At 65.1% G+C, this 15,229-nt stretch carries 10 protein-coding genes; 3 read left to right on the top strand and 7 right to left on the bottom strand.

Features of this window, described 5'->3' with window-relative positions:
• Positions 1-12: 12 nt before the first annotated feature.
• Both L2Y96_RS22960 and L2Y96_RS08080 read right to left on the bottom strand, forming a co-directional pair.
• Positions 13-1,416 carry a PAS domain S-box protein gene (locus L2Y96_RS22960; RefSeq protein ID WP_283248875.1) on the bottom strand — a complete coding sequence of 468 codons (1,404 nt, stop codon included), beginning with the start codon at positions 1,414-1,416 and terminating at the stop codon, positions 13-15.
• Positions 1,417-1,518: 102 nt separating this feature from the next.
• The gene (locus tag L2Y96_RS08080) at positions 1,519-2,397 is read right to left on the bottom strand and encodes a LysR substrate-binding domain-containing protein (protein ID WP_247335272.1); all 879 of its coding nucleotides are present in this window, start codon (positions 2,395-2,397) and stop codon (positions 1,519-1,521) included.
• Between the two features lie 113 nt (positions 2,398-2,510).
• On the opposite strand from L2Y96_RS08080, the gene L2Y96_RS08075 reads away from it, so the two are divergent.
• On the top strand, positions 2,511-3,695 hold the full coding sequence (locus L2Y96_RS08075; RefSeq protein ID WP_256452200.1) for an MFS transporter: 1,185 nt from the start codon (positions 2,511-2,513) through the stop codon (positions 3,693-3,695).
• Between the two features lie 10 nt (positions 3,696-3,705).
• Here the strand turns inward: L2Y96_RS08075 and L2Y96_RS08070 are convergent, their stop codons facing one another.
• On the bottom strand, positions 3,706-4,122 hold the full coding sequence (locus tag L2Y96_RS08070) for a hypothetical protein (protein ID WP_247335270.1): 417 nt from the start codon (positions 4,120-4,122) through the stop codon (positions 3,706-3,708).
• Between the two features lie 124 nt (positions 4,123-4,246).
• Here L2Y96_RS08070 and L2Y96_RS08065 point away from each other — a divergent pair, with 124 nt between their 5' ends.
• Positions 4,247-5,008 carry a helix-turn-helix transcriptional regulator gene (locus L2Y96_RS08065; RefSeq protein WP_247335267.1) on the top strand — a complete coding sequence of 254 codons (762 nt, stop codon included), beginning with the start codon at positions 4,247-4,249 and terminating at the stop codon, positions 5,006-5,008.
• A gap of 64 nt (positions 5,009-5,072) precedes the next feature.
• Complete coding sequence (locus tag L2Y96_RS08060; RefSeq protein WP_247335264.1) at positions 5,073-5,993, top strand: DMT family transporter; 921 nt, start codon at positions 5,073-5,075, stop codon at positions 5,991-5,993.
• A 3-nt stretch (positions 5,994-5,996) separates the two neighbouring features.
• On the opposite strand, the gene L2Y96_RS08055 is transcribed toward L2Y96_RS08060, so the two are convergent.
• From L2Y96_RS08055 to L2Y96_RS08040, 4 genes are all read right to left on the bottom strand, one after another.
• On the bottom strand, positions 5,997-6,662 hold the full coding sequence (locus tag L2Y96_RS08055) for a DUF1345 domain-containing protein (RefSeq protein ID WP_247335262.1): 666 nt from the start codon (positions 6,660-6,662) through the stop codon (positions 5,997-5,999).
• 76 nt (positions 6,663-6,738) lie between these two features.
• Positions 6,739-8,949, bottom strand: a complete 2,211-nt coding sequence (locus L2Y96_RS08050) for a transferrin receptor-like dimerization domain-containing protein (protein ID WP_247335259.1) — start codon at positions 8,947-8,949, stop codon at positions 6,739-6,741.
• A 5-nt stretch (positions 8,950-8,954) separates the two neighbouring features.
• Positions 8,955-11,339 carry a TonB-dependent receptor plug domain-containing protein gene (locus tag L2Y96_RS08045; RefSeq protein WP_247335256.1) on the bottom strand — a complete coding sequence of 795 codons (2,385 nt, stop codon included), beginning with the start codon at positions 11,337-11,339 and terminating at the stop codon, positions 8,955-8,957.
• Between the two features lie 530 nt (positions 11,340-11,869).
• Complete coding sequence (locus L2Y96_RS08040; RefSeq protein ID WP_247335254.1) at positions 11,870-14,899, bottom strand: TonB-dependent receptor; 3,030 nt, start codon at positions 14,897-14,899, stop codon at positions 11,870-11,872.
• Positions 14,900-15,229 lie beyond the last annotated feature (330 nt).

Genomic DNA, 15,229 nt, shown 5'->3' with positions numbered 1-15,229 from the left:
CCGGCGGCGAGATTACATCACCGCCAGGCGTTCGCGAGCGGTGGCCAGCAGGTGGCTGATGCGGGTGGCGGCATCCCTGGACTGAGCGGCCAATGCGCGGACTTCGTCGGCGACGATGGCGAAGCCCTTGCCGTCGCTGCCGGCGCGTGCGGCTTCGATCGCAGCATTCAGGGAAAGCACGTGGGTCTGGAAGGAAATCTTCGTGACCGTGCTGGCGATCGCTTCAACACGGCCGGTGAGGTCGAGTACGTGCAGGCTGGCGTCATGGCGTGCCGTTACGTCGTGGCCGTGCATCACCAGCTTCGCCGGCTGTCCTTCCACGTCGCGTAGGACACTGACCGTGGCGGCGATGCGTACGCCCTCCCCCTCGGCACGCGCCAGCAACAGCGACGCGGTCGCATCGCGCTGGCTGGCGAGCGCTTCCCTGCCGCCCGCGCCCACGGTATCGAGAACGTTGACCGCCTGCGCGGGCGCCTCCGCGCCCAGTAGATCACGCAGCAGCGGATTGCCGTTGAGCCAGCAGCCATCGAGCGCCCACTCAGCCACGAGGTTGCTTCGGTCGATCGCCTGCAAGCGGATGCGATCCTCCTCGCTACGCAGCTTCACGCGGGTGATATCCGAGAGAATCGCGACGTACTTTTCGACCGCGCCATCGGCGCCCCGCACGGGGTTGATTACCATGGATACCCAGTAAGGCGTGCCGTCCTTGCGGTAATTCAGGATCTCCTCGTGCATCGCTTCGCCCGCCATCAGCTTGCGGCGCACCGTGGTGACGACACCGGCATCCGTGGCACGCCCCTGCAGGATGTGCCCCGGCTTCTGGCCCACGAGGTCGGCGGCGGCGTAACCCGACATACGCGAGAAACCATCGTTCACGAATTCCGTGAGGCCCTGCGCATCGGTGATGACCACGGCGTTGTCCGTGTGATCGGCCACCATCGAGAGCAAGCGCAGCGTTTCGCGCCGCGCAACGTCCTCGCTCACGTCACGCACGAACGCGGTGTAATGAATGCCATCAGGCAGGTGAATGCGCGACATGGCGAGCGATACCCAGAGCAGCGTGCCGTCAGCACGCTCCAGGCGCACTTCGCGGCTCTTGCCGACGATGCGATCAGGCCGGCCGGCGCGATTCGCGTTCACCATGCCATCGTGGCCAGCCTGGAGGGCGACGGGCACCAGCATCGATACGTTGCGGCCGATCACCGCCTCGCGCGGGTAGCCCCACAACCGCTCGGCCGCGGCGTTGTAGAAGGTCACGTGATTGCCTGCGTCGATGCTCACCACCGCATCGAGCGCCTGCTCGAGGGTCTGCTCGAACGTGATATAGGCACGGCGGCCCGCGTCCTCTTCCACCACCGGCAGCGCGCGATCGCGACGATGCCACCAACGCTGCCAGCGTTCCAGCCACGCACCCATGTACTGCTCCGGTTACTGCTTGGGGAGCTCGCGTAACGGCGGTTGCATGCGTCATCTTGAGGTGATGTCAGCACCCTGCGACGTTCCGTCACCGTCACGACGCTAAGACGGGAACATGTGCTCACTGAAGAAATCGATGAACACTCGCAGCTTGGGCAGCACGTGGCGGCCCGAGGGCCATAGCAGGTGGAAGCTGCTGGATGCCTCGAGGTAATCATCGAGCAACGTCACCACGGCTCCACTTTCGAGCGCGTGGCGAGCGGAGTGGTCAGGCACGAAGGCGATACCGTGTCCACGCGAGGCGAAGTGCACGCGACTCTGCACATCGTTGCAAACCAGCGACGCGGGAAGGCGCAGGTCTTCGCCATCGCGCAGCGGCCATGTTTCGAGCCGGCCCGTGCTTGAGTAGCGATAGTGCATGCAGCGGTGGCGCACGAGATCCGCAGGCACGCGCGGCGTGCCGTGTTCGCGGAGATAGTCCGGCGAGGCGATCAGGTAGCGGTTGAAGCTGCCGAGAAAACGGCCAGCAAGACGCGAATCCGCAGGCTCCCCAACGCGAAGCACCGCATCGAAACCTTCCTCGATCACATCGACCATGCGATCGGTAAAGTCGAGATCGAGCGCGATATCCGGGTATGCCGCGACGAAATCAGCGAGCACCGGCAGGATGAGGTCGTTGACCGTCGGCAGGCTTACGCGCAGGCGGCCTTGCGGGTTGCCGACCCGCTCGGAGAGCTCGGTGCGCGCGGCCTCGGCTTCTTCAAGGATGCGTCGGCAACGCGCGAGGAACAGATGCCCTTCGGCGGTTAGCGTGATGCTGCGCGTGCTGCGATGGAACAGGCGCACCCCCATCGAGGCTTCAAGGCGCGCGATGCTTTTGCCCACGGCTGCCGCGGAAACGCCCAGGGCGCGGCCGGCATCGACGAAGCTGCGCGTTTCCGCCACGCGAACGAAGGTGTGCAGGCTGCCAAAGCTATCCACGGTGGAATCCGCTTAGAGGACATTTTTGTCCGGTATGTGCAGAACTCTACCCGACTTTATCCGCTATCGCATCCCGGATACGCTTGGAGGCATTGTTTTTAAAGGATATTCCCATGACCCGGATGCAGCAGGAGGCCACGACCGTCGCGCCCTCCTTCCCTTGGGTGGGCCTGGCCTGTCTCGCGGCGGCCGGCTTTATCACGATCATCACCGAGGCCCTGCCCGCCGGCTTGCTGCCGACCATGAGCGCGAGCCTGGGCGTGAGCGAAGCGCTGATCGGCCAGCTCGTCACGGTGTATGCGCTGGGCTCCGTGCTCGCCGCCATTCCCGTCGTGGCCCATACGCGCCGGTTCCGCCGACGCCCGCTACTGCTGACCGCTATCGCCGGGTTCGCCATCGCAAACACGATCACCGCGCTGTCCGGCTCCTATGCCTTGATTCTCGTTGCACGCTTCGTCGCCGGGGTTAGCGGCGGCTTGCTGTGGGCGCTTGTCGCTGGACACGCACTGCGCATGGTGCCCGGCGAGCGCCAGGGCCGGGCGATGGCGGTGGCCCTCGTCGGCGCGCCACTCGCGCTCTCGCTCGGCATCCCCGCCGGCACGTGGCTCGGCAATGCCATCGGCTGGCGGGCGACGTTCGGCATCATGTCGGCCTTCAGCGTGGCGCTGTTCGCCTGGGCCCGGTTCGCCCTGCCCGACTACCCGGGCCTCGCGAATCCCGGCCCGCTGCGTCTGCGCCGGGTTATCGCGCTGCCTGGCGTGGCTCAGGTACTGGGCACCCTGCTGCTCTTCATCCTGGCCCACAACACCATCTACACCTATATCGCGCCCTTGGTGACGCTCGCCGGTGCGGGCACGGCGGTGGATCGCTACCTGCTGGTGTTCGGCGTGGCGTCCGTCGGCGGGATATGGCTCGCGGGTGCCTTCGGCGACCGGCACATGCGCCTGCTGGTCGTGGGTGGCGTGATCGCACTGCTCGCCTCGGCGCTGGCTATCGCGCTCTTTCCCCGCGCGCTGCCCGTGCTCGCCGTGGCGCTCGCGGTATGGGGGCTTGGCTTTGGCGCCACGCCCACGCTGCTACAGACCGCGCTCTCCCGTAACGCGGGCGAATGGGCGGATGTGGCGCAATCGCTACTGGTGACCGGCTGGAACCTGGCGCTGGCCCTGGGTGGCATCGTCGGTGGCGCCGTGCTCGATCATGCGGGCGCCGGCGCACTGGCATGGAGCACCCTGCCACTGATCGTGGCGGCGCTGGCGATCGCGTGGCGGCCGGCGGCATGGCGCCGCACGGCCCCCTGAGCGCGACGGATCAGCTTCCGTCGGCGATCACTTCCTTCACGTCGCGCACGCTGTACACATCGATCGCGTACGGCGCGGCGGCATCGCCGGTGGACGTGAACCGGCCGAAGACGGTGGCGTCGGCGCGCGTGTTTTTCTCCGACAGCACCCTGCGGAAACTCAGCACGTCACGCTTGCGGCCGTTGCCGTCGTCCATGGTCAGCGACACGCCACCCTTGCACTGTGCATCGGCAAGGATCGTGATCTTGCCTTCGCTGGTGGCCGTGCCACGCACGGTAATCGTGGTGCCGACATAGCGCGCGGCCGTATCGAGTACGGCGCACAGGCTGTCCGGCGGTGTCTCGTCTCCGCGAGCCGCAGCCGGGCTGGTAGCGAAAACAAGGCCCAGGGTGACCCCCGTCACCCGGATAAAAGTTGGCACGTTCATGCGGATTCCCCCATCGTCACGGGCCTCGCGGCCCCGCCGTTTGGACGGCTGAACGGAGACTGGCCCCCTTGACGCATCGCGTCAATAAGAAAAATGGGCATGAAACTGGGCTTAGAATGCCGGTATGGCCGCTATCCCCGCCCAACCGGACTTGACCCTGCGCAGTTATGACGGCGATGAAGGCACCGATCGCCACGACTGGGCGCAGCTGGTGCTGCCCGTGCGCGGCTCGCTGACCCTCGCCATCGCCGGGCGCGAGAACCGGTTCGGCGTGGCCCGCGCGGCCTACGTGCCCGCCGGCGCCTGGCACACCACCATCGGCGACCGCCCCAACCGCTCGCTGGTGCTCGACGTGTCGGCGGCCGATATCCCGGCGGGCATTGCCGACCGGCTGGCCTCCTCCGCTTTCGTGCCCATGGCACCCGCCGCGTCCGCGCTCGTGGAGTACATGCGCCTGCAGGTGGAAGACCGCGCCCACACCGGCGAACAGCTGGTGCGCTGGGTGCCCTTGCTGCTGGATGCGCTGGGAAGGGAGCGGCCCCGCCCGGTGAGCCGCCTCCAGGCCACCCTGGCCGTGGTCGATAACGCTATCGGCCAGCCGTGGACCGCAGCCCTCATGGCCCGGCACGCGAACCTGAGCGTCAGCCGGCTGCATGAGGTGTTCCGTGCCGAACTCGGCACGACCCCGCGCGTCTGGCTCGCGGAAAGACGCCTGGCGCGCGTCCGCGAATGGCTGGTGCACAGCGACCGCTCGATCGCCGCGATCGCCACCGAGGCCGGCTACGGCGACCAGAGCGCGCTAACCCGGGCCATGCGCGACGCCATGGACACCACACCCGGCGCCTATCGGCGCCAGCAACGCGAGACGGCGACAAACATCCCGTAGCCCATGCCAAGCGCCTCCCCTGCGCACGCTGCCATGATGGCCATGCGCATTTCGAGGAATCAGCGTGGACGGCAAGACCAACATCCCCCTGGGCATCGCCTTTGGCATCGTGGCGGGCGCGCTTTGGGGCACCGTATTCGTGGCACCGCAGCTCGCCCGGGACTTCACCGGATTGCAGCTCGCGGCGGGCCGCTATCTCGTCTACGGGGCCATTTCTGCATTGCTGCTCATGCCACGCTGGCCGAGCCTGCGCGGGTGGCTGGAGCCTCGCCACTGGCGCGCCCTGATCGGGCTCAGCCTGCTGGCCAACATCATCTACTACGTGGCGCTCGCCACGGCGGTGCAATGGGGTGGTGTCGCCATGGCGTCACTGGTCATCGGCTTCCTGCCGGTCGCCGTGACCGTCGTAGGGAGCCGGGCGGTGGGCGCGGTTCCGCTGCGCCGTCTGCTTCCCTCGCTGGGCTTCAGCGCCATTGCCATCGTGTGCATCGGCTGGCAGGCGTTTACCGGTAGCGCCGGGTTCGAATGGCGCCGCGTGGCCGGGTTTGCCTTCGCGGTGACGGCGCTCGTTTCGTGGACGATCTACGCCCTGCGCAACGCGCGCTGGCTCCACGCGCTGCCCCACGTCTCGGCACACGACTGGAACCTGCTCACGGGCCTTGTGACCGGTGCGCTTTCGCTCCTGCTGGTGCCCGCCGCCCTGTACTTCGACAACGCCACCCACTCCTGCGGTGCCTGGCTGCGGTTCGCGGCGATCAGCGCGGGCATGGCGATTTTCGCCTCGATCCTCGGCAACGGCTTCTGGAACCGCATGAGCCGCCTGCTACCCCTGACCCTGGTCGGCCAGATGATCCTGTTCGAAACGCTCTTCGCGCTGCTCTACGGCTTTATCTGGGAAGCACGCCTGCCCGTCGCCACGGAGTGGATCGCGATGGCCTGCGTGGGCCTGAGCGTGCTCTCGTGCCTGCACGCCCACCGCCGCTGACCGTCACGCCTTGCCGGCGGCGATGTTCACGCTGATCGCGATGATGAACACGTTGAAGAAGAACGCGATGGCGCTGTGCATCAGCGCGATGCGGCGCAGGTAGCGCGTGCTGATCTGCACATCGGATACCTGGAAGGTCATGCCGATGGTGAACGAGAAGTACGCGAAGTCCCAGTAGTCGGGCTTCTCGTCACCGGGGAAGTCGAGGCCTTTGTGCTGATCGCCAAAGTTGCCGTAGAAGCCGTGCGCGTAGTGCAGCGCGAACAGCGTATTCATGAACGCCCAGGACAGGATGAGCGTGGTCGCGGCGATGGCAATGGCCATGGCACCGCCCTTCTCCGCCGATTCCAGTTCGGTGCTCACGGCCACCAATACCGCGGCCGACAAGACCACGCCGGCGAGCAGCGTCCCCCAGCGTCCGACATCCTGCTTCCGCGCTTCGTCGCGCATGGCAGCGGGCGTGCAATCGTGAAAGGTGCGCACGATAAGGACGAGGTAGAGCAGCGCCCCCAGGTCGAAGCCCAGCATGAAACTCAGCGCGTGCGGCAGCCGCGTGCATTCGAGGACGCCAAAGGTCGCCGCGGCGACCACGGTACCGATAAGCAGGCGGGGCCGCGCGTTGAGGTAGCGGCGGCCCCACCAGGGATGGGCTGCGGGTTGTCCGGTCATGCGGCGGACTATAGCCGCTGCGTTCGTGGGTGGTATGTGCACACTCCTACAGGGGGCGTGCCTTGTGGTTTGCGGTTTACAGCTGCGTCGTCGCGGTCTTCAGTAGTGCAGCCGCCTTACGGGTGGCCTCCGTCGTGAGCGTAATTTCTTGCTTCACCTGGGCTGTGTCCTTCGCATCGAGCGCATCGCCGATCGCCGGCAGCGGTGCCACGTCCTCACCTTCCTTACGGCCCGGGGCCTGCAACAGATGGCGGTACCAGGGGCGCTGCGGGAGGCCCGCTGGCTGTAGCCATGCCGTGGCAAACGCGCGCAGGGTGGCATTGACCTTCGCTGCCTTCGCCGCAGGCAGCTCGCTAGCCGCGCCAGCCGCCTCGTCATAGGCCCTGGCCGCGGCCAGGAGCTCCTGCTGCGCATCGCGCAATGGCGCCAGATCCGGCGCTTGCAGGGCCTCGTCGACCCGCGCGGGAGGCTGGAGCTGGCGGTAGGCCACCGAGGCAAGCCCGTAGGCACCGTTGTCGACGAGCGCGTTATGCCGCTGCGATTCGCGATGCGCCGCGTCGGCGCTGGCCTGCAGCCGATCGATATCCTTCCCCAGCGACGTCGCAAACGAGGTGTACCGCCACGGCAGCACGTCGGCATTCGCGGTACGCAACACGAGCCGCGCATTGGTCTTCGCGAGCAGGCCCACGTAAGCCAGCCCCGGGTCACCGAAACGCTGGTAGTGCGTGTAGGTGTCGTACAGCGAGTGATAGACCGGCACGCTCTCCTCATCGCCATCGCGGTCGTAACCGTAACGCACATGGAGCGACGGCACGCCGAAGCGATGCGCGAACGGCAGGTAGTCCGAACCCGTGCCCAACCGCTGCGGCACGATCTCGCCTTCGGCGTTCCGGCCCTTCTCCGCAGCATCCACGGCGCGCTTTGCCAGACGCCGGGCCTGCACGGTCGCACCTGTCTCGGGATCCTTCAGATCAGCCGCCACACCATCCACGAGCGCCGCCAGCGAGGGGTCACCACCCGCCGAGAGAAAGCCGCGACCGGTCGTGTCGTTGTTGAGATAGAACACGGCATGCGTCGCAAGCTCGCCGGCGTGGCGTTCCGCCCAGGCTTTCGAACCGAGGATGCCCAGCTCTTCGCCATCCCAACTGGCGAAGACCAGCGTGCGCTTAGGCCGCTGCCCCGCCCGGGCCAATTCACCGAGCGCTTTGGCTTCGGCAAGCAAGGCCGTGGTACCCGCCAGCGGATCCCACGCACCGAAAACCCATGCATCGTGGTGCACGCCACGGATCACCCATTCATCAGGCCATGTGCTGCCCCGCAAGGTCGCCACCACGTTGTACAAGGTTCGCCACTCCCACGGCGACGCCACTTCCAGATGGACACCGGCATCGCCACCGACGTGGTACGTGAGCGGCAAGCCACCCTGCCAACGCAACGGCACGGGCTTGCCGCCCAGCGCGCGCAGGAAGTGTTCGGCATCGCCGTAACCGATGGTCACCACCGGGATCGAGAGGTCGGCCGTGTGATGCTCGGCCTGCAAGGTCTTCGCGCCCTTCGCATCCAGCACGCTATCAATACCGAGCGTGCCGCGCTGAAGGGTTCGCTCGGTACGCCAGGCGCCCGTCGGATACACATCACCCTTGGGGAACCCGTCTGCTTCGGGATCCGAGTAGATCACCACGCCGACGGCACCATGCTGCTGCGCGAGCCGCGGCTTCACCCACCGCCCCGCACCGCTGGATTTCACCAGCACGACCTTGCCCTTCACCGATGCACCGAGCCGCTCGAGGTCGTCGTAGTCGCGAGCCAGGCCTTCGTTGACGAAGACCAGTGGCGCATCCACGCGTCCATCGGGGCTATACGACTCCATGCCGGGCAACACACCAGCCTGCTTCGCGGTATCAGGGTCGCCCGCCACGGCAGGCTCGGTGAAATCGGCGGCGTAGGGGTCGCCGCCGCTCAGCGACAGTTTCTGGGTCGTGGGATAGGCCACCAGCACTTTCACCGGCTCGACCTTCACATCCCAACCCCAGCTGCGTAGGCTGGCCGCGATGAAGTCGGCGTTCTCCTTGTTGTGCGCCGCCCCGACGTTGTTGGGCGCCGAGGTCAGCTGCTTCAGCCAACCATCGAGATCCGCCTTATCGATCGAAGCATCGGCGCGCTGCTCAAGCCCGCGCTCAGCCGATGCAGCCGTGGGCCCGAAGCCGGCCAGTGCCGCATCCTGCGCCGCCGCTGTGGTCGCCGCCACGGCGGCCGTGAGAACCAACGAAGAAATCACTGCACGCATGGCCATCACTTCCACCGGTACGTGACGCTGGCGTAGTAGTAGCGGCCGTTCCAGCTCAGTGGCGAGAACAGGCTGTACTTGAAGTTTCCGCTGGTCGAGTTGGCATACTTCACCTGCTCCGGGCGCGCGTTGGTCACGTTGTCCGCGCCAGCGGTGAAGGTCCAGCTATCGAGGTTGTAGTCCGCCGAAAGATCTAGCGTCCAGCGATGGTCGAAGTTCTGGTCGAGCGCCGGGCCGCTGTTGCTGTAGACCGTGTAGCTGCCGTAACGCTGTACGTTGGCATGGCCGCCCCAGCGCCCATGCAGGTAGTCGAAGCCGAGGTCGAGCTTCGTCCGTGGGTTCGTATCGCCCAGGAGGCCCAGGCGCTCACGCCTTTCGACGCGCTGCACCGCCACACCGAGCTCATCGAGGATGGCCGGGTTGTCCTTCACCTTGATGACCTTGTTCTCGTTGTACGCCCAGCCCAGCGTGGTGTTGAGGCGATCGCCATTCGAGAAGTCGAAACCGTACTGGCTGACGAAATCGAGGCCGCGCGTCCGCGTGTCCACGGCATTGGTGAAATAGCGGATGGACTGGTAGTTGGCATCCACGCCATTCGCGGCGAGATAGGCGCTCACCGCCGGGGTGTTCACCGGGATGTTCGACGAGAGGTTGATGCGGTTGGTGATCTTGATCCAGTAAGCATCCACGCTGAGGTTCCAGCCGGTCAGCGGCTCAGCCACCAGCCCGATCGTGGCGCTACGCGATTTTTCCGGCTTGAGCTGCTGCGCACCGAGCAGGCTGGCGGCCGGCGCATCCACCGGGAACGTGCCCGACTGCACCATCACCTGGCCCTGCCCGAGATCCTGCAGCTGCGAGGAGATATCGGCATAGTGCTGCTGCACAAGGGTGGGCGCACGGAAACCGGTACCGACGCTGCCGCGCACCGCGATGCGCGGTGTGAAATCGAAGCGGCCCGAAAGCGAACCCGATGTCGTGCCGCCAAAGTCACTGTAATGTTCGTGACGGCCCGCCAGCGAAACGGCGAAACGGTCCGTCAGGTTGGTTTCCAGGTCGATGTATTCGGACACGTCGTGGCGCTGCCAGTTACCCTGGAGATCACCCGTGATGCCGCCGTTGGCACCGTACTGCGAGACCGCATCACCGGGGGTCACCTTGTACGCCTGGCGCAGGTATTCGAGCCCAAACGACACGCTCACCGAGTTGGGCAGCCACGAAGGCGTGAACTCCTTGCTGATATCCACGTTGCCGGTCTGCTGCTGGGTCTTGTAATCCGCCCCCTGGATGAAGAACGGCGTATAGCCGTACGTCTTGTACCAGTCCGCGTTGATCGCATGGCTACGCTGGTCGTACTCGTTGGAGCCATGCGTGGCCGAGACATCGTAGTGCCAGCCATCGCCCAGTTCGCCGCGCAGGCCCGCGGTCAGGGTGGTGTCGTTGACGATGGGAATGCTCACCGGCAGGTAGCCATCCGGGTAGATCGCCGGCACGTTGGTGGAATCGCCACGGTGGCGGTAGAGGCTGGCCGTTTCATCACGGTCGCGGCGATAGATCGCGGTGAAGTAAACCTCGGCCGCCTTGCTGAACTCGTACTGGCCCGTCAGCGAGACCTTGTTCGACTGCACGGCCGGATCACCCAGCCAGTAGACCTTCTTGCCATAGGTGGTGCCGACCGCCGAGCTGCTCCGATCCAGCCCCGCGCGATTCGTACCGTCGTTGTTCTGGGTATCGATCGCCACATGGATCGAGCCCTTGTCACCCAGGCGGAAGCCCGTATCCGCGCTGAGCTGGCGTTGCAGGCCGTCACCTGCGTCGTAGCCGCCAAACTTCGCCGTGACCTGGCCGCCCTCCCCGCCTTTCTTCAGGATCACGTTGATCACGCCGCCGATCGCGTCGGAACCGTAACGCGCCGACTGGCCGTCGCGCAGCACTTCGATGCGCTCGATAGCGGAAATAGGAATCGCGTTGAGGTCCACCGGGTTCGAGCCGCGTCCGATCGCGCCACCCAGGTTGAGGAACGCGCCGGCATGCTGTCGCTTGCCGTCGATCAGCACGAGCACCTGATCCGGGCTAAGCCCGCGCAAGGTCACCGGCCGTGCCACTTCGGCGCCACTGATCGTGGTGGGCTGCGGGAAACTAAGCGAAGGCACCAGCCGCGCCAGCGCCGCGGTGAGCTGGGTGGCGCCGGTCTGCTGCAACTGTTGCGGTGTAATCACATCGATCGGCTGCAACGAGCTGGACACGGTGCGTTCGGTGCTGCGCGTACCCGTGACGATGACGGTGTCGAGGTTGCTGGCCTTGCTGGCCTCCTGTGCCTGCGCCGCGCTGGCTAGAGCAAGCGATACGGCAACGAACAACGGCGCGCGGCCGCGAATGGAGCGGTGAGACATGAGGTGCGATTCCCCTGGATTGGAAAACGGGAGCAACGAATGCCCGTGGCGGCGCAAACGGCGCCACCAGGGTTACGAGCAGATGTAAAAGAGGGACGGCGAAGCAGGCCGCGGGCAAGCCCGCGGCAAGTGCTGCATCAGCGTATTACGGGTGCGGCAGGTGCGCCGGGATCAGCCCAGGCAACAACAACACGCGCGCACCACGAAACATCGCGGCGTGGCCGCGGAGATGTTCGGAAGCATGGCGGTGTGGTTGTTGTGTGTGTTCACTGGGAGTGTGGATCGCCTGGCTGATGCCGCCCGAAGGCGGCGGATGGCAGTGGGCTGCAGCCACTGAACCATGACTGCAAGCTATTTGTTGCACTGCACAGTGCATTTGTCAACCAAGCGTAAAAAAACGCCACCGTGGTGAACGGCGGCGAGGGGAGAATTGCACAGGGCCATCGGGGGCCCAGCTGTTGTTATTGCCGTTGCTGGCATGGCGGACATCTCCGGTCCGCCATGCCAGCAGCGACATGGCTTGCCGCTTATTAGAAGTCGTACGTCGCCGTGAGGCGGGCGTAGCGCGGCGTCTGGAAGTACGTGCCGGTGTTGTAGCTGTTCGACACGGTGAAGCGGTCGTCTTCGTACGTAGCGTCGGTGGCCAGCGGCTTGTTTTCGTTGGTGACGTTGAACACCTGGAAGCCAAACGCGAGCTTGTGGTCGGCAAACGACGGGCGATACTCGATCGCGAGGTCAAGCTGCTTGACCCACGGCTGGCGCTGGTCGCCCGGGGCGTACAACGAACCCGCGCACGAGTGGTACGACGAGCCATAGCCGATCGGATCGTCTTCTTCCGGACCGAAGTAGCCAAGGCAGGACTTCGGTGCGCCGGAGGTCAGCCGGACCGCGCCCGAGACCATCCATTCCGGGGTCAGCTGGTAGTAACCGTAAGCCTTGAACTGGTGCTTGCGGTCGTTGGCGAGCAGGCCATTGCTGTGGATCATTAGCTCGGCGGCATCCCAATCCTGCGTCTTCGAGATGTCATCCTGGCCGATGTCCGACTTCACCTGGCCTTCCGTGTTGCCGTAGCTCTTCGAGAAGGTGTAGTCGAAGCGTGCGAACCACTTGCCATCGAACGGATGCAGCAGGTAAAGGTCGAGTGCGTAGTACTTACGCTTGGCGCCCTGGGTGAAGCCCCAGTCGTCCTTGCTCATCGTCACTTCGGTACGGCCACTGCCATCGACATTGGCGAAGCTGAAGTTATTCGACTTACCCGGGTTGAAAATGACGCAGCCGGGGATCGTCACGCTATCCGGATCGACACCCTGGGCAGCGAGCTTGTCTTCGACCTTAACCGGATCGCAAACGTCATCGATCGCAGCCTGCAGGCGGCGCAGCGTGAACTTGGCACCGGTGACCCAGTTGGCACCCAGGGTCTTGTCGAAGCCGAGGATCGCTTCATCCTGGTACTGCGAATCGAGGTCGGTCGCGGTGATCGACTTCGGGTCGTTCGGCTGGCCGTATTCGCCGTTGGACGACACGGGGCCCGGGCCGATGGGCGTCAGGCCGGTCGGCTCGCCGATCGGGGAAATGCCCGTGTACGTGAAGTATTCGTTGGTGAACGTCGACGACGACGCACCACGAATCGCCACGCTGTTCGGCAGCGCCAGGTAGTAACGGCCGAGGTTGCCGTAGATCTTCAGCGAGGAATCGCCGAAGACATCCCACGACGCGCCGAGGCGCGGAGCCCACTGGTTACCGCTGTTGACGTACGTGCGGCCGTTGTTATTGAAGTTCTTGAAGCGGTCGTTGCGAACACCGACGGTGACCAGGAACTTGTCCGTGATCTGCCACTTGTCTTCGAGGAAGTAGGCCTTCTGGTCCACCGACATGCTGGTGGTCGTGTTGAAGATGTAGCGGCGTGCGTAGTAGCCATCGCCGCCCGGCGCACCAACGCCGAGCGCCGGCACGAGATCGAGGGTGGGATCGCCGGCGTGACCGTAGATCCACAGGTAGCCCGGGCCGGTCGTTGCCACGCCCTCGTTATGGGCGCTGTAGAACATGTTATCGATACCGCCCGTCAGGCGGTGGTCGCCCACCTGCCATTCGAGGTCGGCACGCAGGCCGCGGGTCTTGCTGTTGGCATCCGGCGCGTTCTTCTGCGTGGTAGCCGTGGAGTTACGGATCGGGTCGCCGCCGTTCAGCGCCGGATCCTGGTTGGTCGCACTGCTGATGAACGGCAGGCCCTGGTCGCCCGGGTTACGGCGGATATCGTCGGTGTGGCTCTTACCGTACGTCGCCGAGAACGTCAGGTCATCGGTGATGTAGCTGGTGTACTTGGCGATGCCGTACTTCGACGCGATCTTGGTCGTATCCGGGTACTGGCCTTCGAAACCGGTATGGACGCGATCGTCGTAATCGAACGTGCTGTACTTGCCCGACTCCTCGTCCACCGAGCGGATGCCGGTGAATTCAAGGATGTTGCTGTCGTTGATGTTCCAGTCCAGCTTGGCGTAGTACTTCGGCAGGTCGTACGTGTAATGGTTCGTCGCGTTAGGCGTGAGCAGCACCGAATTCGTGGTGGTGCCTTCCGACTTCTCGGTCTCTGCCGCCACGAACATGTACAGCTTGTCCTTGATCAGCGGGCCGCCGATGTAGGCACTGACGGTACGGGTCCACTGGGTATCACCCTCGCGGCTGCGGTACAGCGTGCCAGGCAGCGTGTCGTCCGTGTAGGAGTACCTGTCAGGCAGGGTCGCGTTCGGGAAGTACTGGTTCGGGCGCGATGCGCGCGCGAACTTCGGCTCCCAAAGGAGCTGGGCACCGAAGTGCCATTCGTTGGTACCGCGCTTGCCGACCTGCGAGATAACGCCGCCATCGGAACGGCCATACATGGCGCTGTAACCGCCCGTGTAGACTTCCTGCTGGTCGATGGCGCCGTACGGCAGGCTGACGCCGCCGAGGTTCTTCAGCGGATCGGAGGTGTTGTAGCCGTTGATGTAGTACGCGTTCTCGGAGACGCCAGCGCCACCGAACGACACGGTGCGACCGAAGGCGCCGTTACCGGTCACCGCACCCGGTGCCAGCAGCGCGATCGCTTCGGCAGTGCGGCCCAGCGGCAGGCGGGCGAGCTGTTCGGAGGTGACGACGGTGCGCGAGTCGACTGCGGACACGTCGATCGGCGGCAGCGCGCTCGCATTGACGGTGACCGATTCCAGCGCCTGGGCGTTGGCGGCCGTCGCGGCGCCCGCGAACGACACTTCGGAGCTGGCACCGACGGTCAGGCCCACGTTCTTGCGCGAATCGACCACCTGGCCGTTCTGCACGACGTTGACGGTATACGAACCCAGCGGCAGGTTACCGATGCGGTAGCGGCCATCCTCGCCCACCGGTACTTCACGGCTCACGCCCGTGCTGCCAGCGACCTGGATGGTGGAGCCAGGCGCGGCCTGGCCGAAAATCGAACCCGTGGTGGCCTGTGCGAACACAGCTCCCGTGCCACCAAGGCCTGCCGCGAGGGCGAACGCCAGCGCGGACCGGCGCAGGAACTGCGCCTTTCGTGCGTTATTCGAATTCATGTAGGACTCCCCAAAGCGGCCGCGAGCGGCCTGCGTAAGGCCGGCAATTGCCGGCGGTCTCACGCGGAGTCTTGTCCCCTATCCCTATTGCACGCCCCCTCCCAAGGAGTGCAAAGACAAGCATTTCCGCCTGTCGCCACACGTTTGCCCGTGTGTTAGCCCGAAATTAAACGTTACGGATTTACGTCGTCAATACTTGCGATTCCTTTTTTTATTGCGAATTCGGCAGCTACGTAGAATTTCGTAGGCAAGTACTTGCGGCACATGGTTTTTTTGACGTAGCCACATAATTTCCTAGGATTTTTTCCGAAAGCCGCCTATGCGATCATG

Source organism: Luteibacter aegosomaticola, assembly GCF_023078475.1.
GTDB lineage: Bacteria > Pseudomonadota > Gammaproteobacteria > Xanthomonadales > Rhodanobacteraceae > Luteibacter > Luteibacter aegosomaticola.
This window is presented reverse-complemented; position numbering and strand designations above follow the sequence as displayed.

Excerpts from the sequence above, each read along its gene's own strand:
- L2Y96_RS08045 (WP_247335256.1), bottom strand. The coding sequence starts at position 11,339 with ATGTCTCACCGCTCCATTCGCGGCCGCGCGCCGTTGTTCGTTGCCGTA.
- L2Y96_RS08075 (WP_256452200.1), top strand. The coding sequence starts at position 2,511 with ATGACCCGGATGCAGCAGGAGGCCACGACCGTCGCGCCCTCCTTCCCT.
- L2Y96_RS08040 (WP_247335254.1), bottom strand. The coding sequence starts at position 14,899 with ATGAATTCGAATAACGCACGAAAGGCGCAGTTCCTGCGCCGGTCCGCG.
- L2Y96_RS08050 (WP_247335259.1), bottom strand. The coding sequence starts at position 8,949 with ATGCGTGCAGTGATTTCTTCGTTGGTTCTCACGGCCGCCGTGGCGGCG.
- L2Y96_RS08070 (WP_247335270.1), bottom strand. The coding sequence starts at position 4,122 with ATGAACGTGCCAACTTTTATCCGGGTGACGGGGGTCACCCTGGGCCTT.
- L2Y96_RS22960 (WP_283248875.1), bottom strand. The coding sequence starts at position 1,416 with ATGGGTGCGTGGCTGGAACGCTGGCAGCGTTGGTGGCATCGTCGCGAT.
- L2Y96_RS08055 (WP_247335262.1), bottom strand. The coding sequence starts at position 6,662 with ATGACCGGACAACCCGCAGCCCATCCCTGGTGGGGCCGCCGCTACCTC.
- L2Y96_RS08065 (WP_247335267.1), top strand. The coding sequence starts at position 4,247 with ATGGCCGCTATCCCCGCCCAACCGGACTTGACCCTGCGCAGTTATGAC.